Here is a 9,208-nt window from a genome sequence, read left to right on the forward strand (position 1 = left end):
TACTAGTTGGTTGCGTCACTTTCTAGTAGACACGCACGGTGGCTTCGTCGTCAATTGTGAACGACGGATTTTACACCACTACTTGAGACTTTAACCAAGGGCGTTTTATTGTTTGTCTAAAAAGGGCGTACAAGCCGGTCCATTCTATGACAAAAGCCTTGTCCCTTCTATGATACAAGCCGTCTCACGACTGAATTTTCCTCCATACACTACAGTACTTCGAGTGAAGGGGGTGACTAAGGATGGGTGAGGAACGTCGTGAAATTCGTCGCCACGCGGTTGTGTTTCTGATTATCTTTGTGCTGTTTATCCTGCTCGTTCCACGTGAGAGGGAATTCTATGGTGGACCTGTTTACGGAGGCGGATATGGACCTGGTTACTATTGATGAGTATGGCACGCTTCGAGTGCAAGGGGGTGGCTCACAATGTTTGGATGGTCCGGCCAATTCACCGTATGGGCAGTTGTGTTCTTGATCATTTTCGTGCTGTTCATCCTGCTTGAGGAACGGGAAGAGCGGAAGTTCGTCTGATATGCAGGACTTGCTTACTAAACCATGACAGTTGTGAGTTCCTGCCATATCAGATCGTTGAAAGGGTGGGCGTCCCCTTTGGGGACGCCTTTTTTTGGGGTACGCCCGGCATGGGCGGAATCTCTAGGGTGAAAGTCCCGAACGGGGGTTGGCGACATACCTACCGTTAGCCAAGAGCAAGGGTCCATCGCGAGGTGGAATCTAGAGGAAGCTGGAGGCAAAGCCTCGACCTGAGGTACACGAATCGCATCTGAGGCTGTTGCAGTCGGACGAGTTGCCCACAACAAAGTCCGAAGTCGCCAAGGGCTGTGGCAGTAAATGCGGCGGGTGCATGACATGAGGGGAAAGATTCCGTTCTTATCCGGGGAGGCCTGTCCGGTACTCCGGCAGAGCCGGGAACCGTCGTCGAGAGGCGGCGTTGAACGGACGGGAGTCAGCAGAGGCCATAGTACATGGGCGGGCGCTCGCCCGCGCAAGGGCCAAACATGAAACGAGAACGGACTACATCCAGATCCACTGGGCTGATATCCGTCAGCAGCTGCTCGCGGTGACATACAAACTGCAACCCGTCAGGCGGGTCGAAATTCCGAAACCCGGAGGCGGGGTGCGGGGGCTGGGAATCCCCACCGTGATAGACGGACTCATCCAGCAGGCGTGGCTGCAGGTACTGAACCCGATTTTCTACCCAGGATTTTCCAGAGAAGGCTTCGGATTCCGGCCGGGGCGGAGCGCCCATGATGCAGTGCGCAGGGCACAGCAATACATTCAGCTGGGTTACCGGTGGGCGGTGGACCTGGTATGCGGACCCGCACGTACGGTGGTGTGAGAGGACGGGGGCCAGTCGCCCCCTCCTACTGGATGTCGTACCATCACGGCCGCGGCAACCGGTCGTGTGAGTTCTCGCCCACCAGCGTATGGTGAAATGGGCCGATGATACGCGGAACGAGCCTTGCCCCCGGCCACGCCTCGCTCATACATCTACAATATCGTTGCAGCATCCATAGCACGTCAGCGACGACCTGTCGGCCTTGTTTGCCAGGCCGGACGCTTTAGGAGGGGAGGGTATTCCGTGGACGATTTCAAGAAGGCGATTCACAAGCTGGATGTGGACGAGTTCAAGACCAGTAAGGTCGTGCCGTCCGACAATCCGGGGCCGCACGACACCGTTCCGGCCCAGTTTTTCTGCGGCGGTGGAGGCTTTCGTTGCAGCCAATGTTTTGTCTGCTTCCGTTGCTTCAACTGCTTCCAGTGCTTCCGCTGCTTCAATTGTTTCCGTTGCTCTAATTGCTTCCGCTGCTCCCGCTGCTTCTAACCTGAGTTCGTCTGAAAAATTCACCACTACCTAAATCCACTTGGCTGCTCCTGTACAACGCAACTGTCGTACAGGAGCTTTGCTTGATGCACGCACCTTTGCGTCATCGTACATAGAATGCCGGTGAGGTTGGCGAGAAGGGCTAGAACAGCCAGGCGGAGGAGGCAGGACGTCGTGAAGCTGCATCCCTCGATGCGTCTGAAGGTGAAAGGGGACACCTTCTTCGTGCCGGATGAAAACGGCGGTGTGTATTTTCGGAACAACGAAGGCTCGTTCCGCGTGGAAGGCAGGAGCATTGTGGAGTGGATCAACCACCTCATGCCGGTCTTCGATGGGACACACACGTTGGGCGAGTTGACCGAGGGGCTGAACGAAGCCCACCGAAACCGGGTCTACGAGATCGCCCAAGTCCTGTATGACAACGGCTTTGTGCAAGACGTGGCCTCTGATCCGCCGCATTCCCTGCGTGCGGAGCTCATCATGTCCTATACACCGCAAATCGAGTTCTTGGATCATCTGTTCGGTGCTGGGGCTTATCGCTTCGAGTTGTACCGTAAAGCTCGTGTGCTTGCTGTGGGCGCAGGACCCTTCCTCGTTTCATTGGTGTCGGCACTGCTCGAATCCGGGCTGCCGGGCATTCACGTCCTGGTCACAGAGGAAGTGCCGACCCACCGAGATCGGATCACTGAACTTGTACGCCACGCTCAACGGTCAGACCCCGACGTTTCCTTCCAGGAGGTGGGCATGCCGGGTACCGGGCAGGATGTCCTTCGTGAGGCAGTGAGGCCGTTCGATGCGGTGCTGTACGTGTCGCAGACAGGCCGCCTCGAAGAGCTGCGAACATTCGAAGCAGCGTGCCGTGATGAAGGGAAGCGGTTTCTGCCCGCAGTCTGCGCGGGCCAGGCAGGGCTCGTGGGTCCGTTCACGTGCTCCGGTAGCCCTGTTTCCTGGGAGTCCGCGTGGCGTCGGATGCATCAGTCCGCCATAGCGAAGGATGAACAGGTACACGCATTTTCCTCGACCGCCGGAGCGATGATGGCGAATGTGCTCGTTCTCGAGTGGTTCAAGTGGGTTGCCGGAGAGCGTGCCGCGGAGGAAGAACCGCGCTTTTTCCTGCTCAATCTCGAAACCCTCGAGGGGCACTGGCATTCGTTCTGGCTGCATCCTCTCGTCGTGGGAACGACACCGCCAGTGCCCGTCGCAGACCTCGAGCGTCAATTGGGAGCTGCAGACGAGATGTCCGACTCCCAAAGTTTGCTGCCCTTTTTTGCTCGGTTGACGTCGCCGATCGCTGGGATCTTTCACATCTGGGAGGAGGGGGACCTGGTACAGCTACCTCTTGCGCAGTGCCGTGTCCAGGTGGCGGATCCCCGATCTCCCGGGCCGGCGCGCCTGCTTCCCGAGATGGTGTGCACGGGCCTTACCCACGAGGAAGCGAGACGTGAGGCTGGGTTGGTTGGGGTGGACACGTACGTCTCCCGGCTGATGGGAGAACCGGGTGTATCCCTGTCACCCCGACAACCGGATGAACATTCCGATGACGGTCGACCTCTCTATACAGGCATCGGGGCAGGGGAAACTCTGGCGGAAGGGGTGAGCCGCGCCCTGGTCCGGTGTCTTGAGGAGGCGCTGCGCCAGCGCAATCATGACGCACCGCCGTCCGTGTCACCGATCGTGCTGACCGAGGTCGCCGACATCCATTGCTGCTGCTACCTGGAGGCGTTGACTGTGCTGGGAGGAGAGCCGGAGTTCGGGCTCGGTGTACCCGTACTCGGGTGTCCGGTCGTGTGGGTTCGGTCCGGTGAGCACTGGTTTGCCGGCGTCGGTCTGAACGTGACCCTGGCACTTCGCTCGGCACTGACCCACGCGCTGCTGTCTCTGCAGAACCTGGTGACGTACGGGAGCGGACGCGGATTGGAGACGGAGTTCGTCGAGATGGCCGGGGGGGTTCCGCAATTATTGTCTGTCCCCGCGTCACCGGACGGGACACAAGCCCAGGTTGTGCGCGCGGCGCTGCAGAGGTTGCAGGGCACCGGCATGCGGGTTGACGTCGTCGATGTTTCGCCGGAACCCTGGGTGAAGGAAAGCCTGGCGGGGGTGTTCGCCGTAGCGCTGCGAAAGGAGATGCCGGCATGACCGGTACCGTTCTTGTCGTTGGAAACGGAGTCTGGGCGGACCAGGTCGCCGGATTGCTCTCGCCCGCGCACAAGGTTCTTCGGTCAGCGGACGTGCCCGCGTCGGTTCCCAGGCTGCTCCATCTGGCTCTCGTGCTGGACGACGCCTGGCATCCCGGTCGATATCGTGAAGCAGAACAGGTGTTCCGTGCAGCGGGCGTCCCCTGGATCCCGGGGTTCATCGCATTTGGCGAGGGCGTCGTGGGTCCCCTGGTCCGCCCAGGCGTACCAGGCTGTTTGCGGTGTGCCGACACACGGCGGTTCATGGCGGGGCCGGATCGGCCGGAGATGTGGCTGCTGGAGCAGCAACGAATGGCTCAGGAGGGACCCCAGCGTGATGCGTGGGCATCTCGAACAGGGCTTCGGTACCTGGCTTACCTGTGCGTGGGCGAGGCGGAACGCCTGCTTGGCGAAACGTCGAGCCGGTTGGAAGGCGCCTTGTACTTGGTGAATCTGCGGACACTGCGGAATTCTCGTCATATCGTCGTGCCCGATCCGCTTTGTCCCACATGCGGGGGCGTGCCAGACGACGCGCCGAGGCCGGTGTCACTGGCGCCCACGCCCAAGATCAACGGCGGCTACCGTTCGCGCTCGCTGGACGAACTTGGCCCCTGTCTCGTGAAGGATTACCTGGACGGCCGAACCGGGCTTCTGAACGGACGGATGGACGATTTGTCGTCCCCGTTTGCTACGGTCGCCGTGAACTTACCGCTGCCGACTGCAGATGAGGGGACGGCGGGAAGAACCTTAACCTACCAGGAGAGTCTGTACACAGCGATTCTGGAGGGACTGGAGCGCCATTGCGGGTTATTCCCCCGTGGTGTTCGTCCGGTGGTGTTCGACAGCTACCGCAATCTCGGCCATCAGGCCCTCCATCCTGTCCGCGTCGGCCTCCATGCGCCAGAGCAGTATGCGAGGGACGATTTTCCCTTTCGACCGTTTGATCCGGATCGCGCCATGTCCTGGGTATGGGGCTACTCGTTTCTGCAGCAACGCCCCATCCTGGTGCCGGAGCGGCTGGCGTACTACAGCCTCGGTGGTGGCGACGGGTTCGTCTACGAGACGTCGAATGGCTGTGCAATCGGAGGAAGTCTGGTGGAGGCCATCTTTCACGGCATCCTCGAAGTGGTGGAGCGCGACGCGTTCTTGCTGACGTGGTACGCTCAGATGCCGCTTCCACGGCTCGACCTTCATTCCGCGTCCGACCCTGAGCTTCGCCTGATGGTCCACCGGTTCGAGGCGCTGACCGGCTATGACCTGCTGTTTTTTAACGCCACGATGGACAGCGGCATTCCGAGCGTGTGGGCCATTGCGAAGAACAGGCGTCGCGAAGGGGCCAACCTCACATGCGCTGCGGGTTCCCATGTCGATCCCGTGCGGGCCGTGAAAGGTGCCATTCACGAACTGGCCGGGACCATCGGCACCCTCGACGAGCGCCTTAAGGCGCGGCGCGAGGATGCGCGGCGCATGCTCCGTGATCCGTTTTCGGTGTGCTGCATGGAAGACCACTCTCTGCTCTACAGCTTGCCGGAAGCGGAGGAACGGTTTGCTTTCCTTTTGGCCGGAGACCGCCCGCTGCAATCGTTCGACGAAGCGTTTCCGCCGCGTGCACAGCACACCGATTTGGCACGCGATCTCGAGGACCTTTTGGAGGTGTTTGGCCGGCTGGGACTCGAGGTGATCGTCGTGGACCAGACTGCACCCGAATTGCAACGAAACGGCCTCTTCTGCGTGAAGGTGCTCATTCCGGGGATGCTGCCGATGACTTTCGGCTACCACTTGACACGTCTTGAGGGGCTGCATCGCGTGCTCAACGTTCCGTTCCATCTCGGCTATTCCCCGCGCCCACTCAAAGTCGCGGAGCTCAATCCGCACCCGCACCCGTTTCCTTGACCTTTATCTTTGGAGGGAGAAGCGTGAACCTGGAGGCATTCTTGCACGACCTGCACTTTGATGTCGACAAGGTCCGGCCGCCTGACTGGATGCCGGATTGGTCGGATGCGCCGTTACCTTACAAGTTGTACCGGGGCCTTCCCACGGTGCCTTTGTCGGCGGCCGTGCCGCTTACACTCGAGGCTGCACCCGCTGTACCAGCGACGCCGGATCTCACGCAAATCGGCCACTTTCTCTGGTATGTTTACGGCATTCATCGGTTGTCTCAGACCAGCCTGTCGCTTGAAGCTGCCGTGTCCGGAACCGGATCGGCGTATGTCCAGCGGCGATTCTTGCCCTCCGGCGGAGCGCTCTATCCCAGCGAGCTGTACGTATACCTCCGCCTCCCTGGCGTGCGCCGGGGCGTCTACCACTATGATGCGGCGCACCACCGACTCGTTCTGCTGCGCGAAGGATGCTTTGACAACTACCTGCGACGGGCCCTGGGAGACAGAGTCGACGTGACCGCCTGTTTCGGTACGGCATTTGTATCCACCGTATTCTGGAAGGGGTTCTTCAAATACGTTGACTTTGCCTACCGGTTGCAGGCCGTCGACAGCGGTGTGGCGGTGGGCCAGCTGCTGGAGGTCGCGCGGCGATTTGGGTTTTCGGCGGGCGTTTGTTTTCAATTCCTGGACCGAGCCGTCAATCATCTGCTCGGTTTGTCGGAGTCTGACGAGAGCGTGTATGCGGTGGTACCGTTGTCGGTGCAACCGGTGGCGAGTTGGGTTACGGGCCCTGCCGAAGAGCCGGGGGCCGTCTCCGATTCGGACTTGATGGACGAAGTGGACCCGGTTCATCACGACCATTCCCTTGGTTCATCGCGGGTGCTGGCCTGCCCCAGGATCGTGGCCATGAACCGGGCCTGTATGTTGAGTTCGACGCGAAAGTTTCCCCGCGTCGCCCAGATCATGCCCGTCCCAGCGTCAGAACGCACCGTCGCGCTGCCAGCCGGAGAGCGTTTGTCCTTCGACTTCGCGGCCGCCTGCAGGCGACGGTATTCCCCGGGTATCGACTTCGTCTTGCAAGCAGTCCAAGTTCAGCAGTTGGCCTCACTCCTCGCGGAGGCCGCAGCAGCCGCCGGCGATTGGAGGGATATCGATGGGGGATCCGGGCATGCCGACTCGGTGGAGCTGTATGTGTGCACCTACGCGGTGGACGGTGTTCCCGACGGTGCGTATCGCTATGACGCGAAAGCCCACTCACTCCAGGTGATCCAGCCGGGCGATCATCGTCCATACCTTCAGCGGGCCCTGTCCATGCCGAACGTGAATCTGTTACAGGTGCCGGTATGCGTGCACGTGGTCGGGCGGCGCGATCACCTCGTAGCGTCCCTCGGTTACCGCGGCTACCGCATTCAACAGATGCAAGCCGGCATCTTGCTGCACCGCCTGTTGCTTGTGGCGGCAGCGATGGGGTGGAACGGGCACCCCCTGCTCGGGTTCGAAGCCCCCATGTGCGACGACCTGTACGATCTGCCTGCGCGCGGTCAAACAACGCTTGTTCAGGTACCGATTGGCCCGCATCGTCCGGGACCGCGGTGGGAGGCAGGGCTCCACGGGTGAGGGTGTGACGAGGGTGTGACGAGGGTGTGACGAGGGTGTGACGTGGGGGAGGCCACCTGCAGGAAGGTAGGTGAATCCTCGTGATGTGTGCGGTGACTGTACCCGTATAGCTTCCACAAACAACAACTGTGATCCACTTTGGATAATGGTTAAAAGGCCCGTTCACGCGGGCCTTCCACTTTCGATTCTAAGGTTCGATTCTCGCGTGTCGCGCTTCTTGGTATACTAAAGCTCCCGTTTGTGCAATAGCGAATCTCTTTGTCCCGTCACTAGCTTTTATGTGAGCTTGATGGTGTCGGCTACCACAAATTTCAGTAGTGTCCGGTATGCTGTGTAAAAACGGGTGGCACCGCCTGACATAAAATGAGCCATCCGCCCCTCTTTTGGTAGAATGTGAGATTGGGAGATCCACATCACCAGGAGGGAAACGCAATGGCTCAATACCAGATTACCCTGAACAACGACACTTTGAAAGACCTCTTTCAAAGGGATCGGGGCGTAGCGAAGCTGGTCGAGCAAGTGTTGAATCGGGTACTGCAGGCGCAGGTGACGGAACAACTCAAGGCAGCACCGTATGAACGGACCGATGAGCGGCAGGGTTACCGAAACGGGACAGTCCCCCACACCCTTACCACCCGTGTGGGCCGTCTGATTCTCCGTGTGCCCCGGGTGCGAAATGGAGAGTTCTCTACCGAGCTGTTTGCTCGATACCAGCGGAGTGAACAGGCGCTGGTTCTGGCCCAGATGGAGATGGTGATCAACGGCGTCTCCACCCATAAGGTGGCCAAAATCACAGAGGAACTGTGCGGAACCGAGTTCTCCAAATCGACCGTGTCGGAGCTGTGCAAGCGCCTGGATCCCATTGTCCATGCGTGGAACAACCGGAGCCTGCGGGAACACCAGTATCCGTTTGTGTTCGTGGATGCTCTGGTGCTGCGTATCCGGGAGAATGACAGAGTGCGCGCCAGAGCAGCCATGATTGCCACTGGCCTAAACGAGGAGGGGTATCGGGAAGTCCTCGGCCTCATGCTTGGGGACAGCGAGTCGGAGGCGAGTTGGCGGGAGTTTTTCTCGTGGCTGAAAAGCCGAGATTTGCGGGGCGTCGACATTGTGGTTTCGGACAGCCATAGCGGACTGGTGAAGGCCTTGCAGACCGAATTCCAGGGTTGCACGTGGCAGAGGTGTCAAACGCATTTTATGAGAAACCTGCTCGACGCCACCCCGAAGGCTCTACAGGAGGAAGTCTACAAACGTGTACGCGCGATCCTGGATGCACCCGATATGAAGACGGCCCGGATGCTGAAAAATGACTTTGTCGAAGAATTTGCCGACAATGCGCCGAAGGCTGTACAGGTGCTGGAGGATGGGTTTGACGATGTGACAGCGGTTTTGGCCCTGCCTGATCGTTACCGCGAACGGCTGCGTACCACAAACGGAGTCGAGCGTTTGAACGAGGAAATTCGGCGGCGTGAGAGGGTAATACGGATCTTCCCGAACCGCGAGTCTCCGATCCGGCTTTTGGGTGCCCTGCTGATGCGGATTAACCCCTGCAGATTGAACACATACTCCCGATATTGAGCTCTTTCTCAGTTTTTCATCTGGCCTTTGCCCTCGTCTATAAATTGCCATCGGTCGTCGGCCCGTCAAGGGCCGCTGTCGCTGAACCTACGGTTCCCCTTGACCGCTCCTCCTCCC

The 9,208-nt window shown here is 59.6% G+C and carries 6 protein-coding genes and 1 pseudogene; all 7 read left to right on the forward strand.

Going from position 1 to position 9,208, the window contains the following annotated elements:
- Positions 1 to 242 precede the first annotated feature (242 nt).
- The 7 genes and pseudogenes from BM357_RS20005 to BM357_RS18045 all read left to right on the forward strand — a co-directional run bounded on the left by BM357_RS20005 (position 243) and on the right by BM357_RS18045 (position 9,091).
- Entirely contained in the window at positions 243 to 386 is a 144-nt protein-coding gene (locus BM357_RS20005) for a hypothetical protein (RefSeq protein ID WP_175511585.1), read from the forward strand.
- Between the two features lie 646 nt (positions 387 to 1,032).
- Positions 1,033 to 1,326: pseudogene (locus BM357_RS18020) on the forward strand (group II intron reverse transcriptase/maturase); the annotation flags it as partial.
- 336 nt (positions 1,327 to 1,662) lie between these two features.
- Positions 1,663 to 1,842, forward strand: a complete 180-nt coding sequence (locus BM357_RS18025) for a hypothetical protein (protein ID WP_245784091.1) — start codon at positions 1,663 to 1,665, stop codon at positions 1,840 to 1,842.
- 174 nt (positions 1,843 to 2,016) lie between these two features.
- Positions 2,017 to 3,978, forward strand: coding sequence for a putative thiazole-containing bacteriocin maturation protein (locus BM357_RS18030; RefSeq protein WP_342741645.1), 1,962 nt, complete (start codon positions 2,017 to 2,019; stop codon positions 3,976 to 3,978).
- Entirely contained in the window at positions 3,975 to 5,909 is a 1,935-nt protein-coding gene (locus BM357_RS18035; protein WP_074956714.1) for a TOMM precursor leader peptide-binding protein, read from the forward strand. The genes BM357_RS18030 and BM357_RS18035 overlap by 4 nt, the downstream gene beginning before the upstream one ends.
- A gap of 23 nt (positions 5,910 to 5,932) precedes the next feature.
- Positions 5,933 to 7,513 carry a SagB family peptide dehydrogenase gene (locus BM357_RS18040; RefSeq protein ID WP_074956715.1) on the forward strand — a complete coding sequence of 527 codons (1,581 nt, stop codon included), beginning with the start codon at positions 5,933 to 5,935 and terminating at the stop codon, positions 7,511 to 7,513.
- Positions 7,514 to 7,945: 432 nt separating this feature from the next.
- Entirely contained in the window at positions 7,946 to 9,091 is a 1,146-nt protein-coding gene (locus tag BM357_RS18045) for an IS256 family transposase (protein WP_425426569.1), read from the forward strand.
- Positions 9,092 to 9,208 lie beyond the last annotated feature (117 nt).

The organism is Paenalicyclobacillus macrosporangiidus, from assembly GCF_900116805.1.
GTDB classification, from domain to species: domain Bacteria; phylum Bacillota; class Bacilli; order Alicyclobacillales; family Alicyclobacillaceae; genus Alicyclobacillus_H; species Alicyclobacillus_H macrosporangiidus.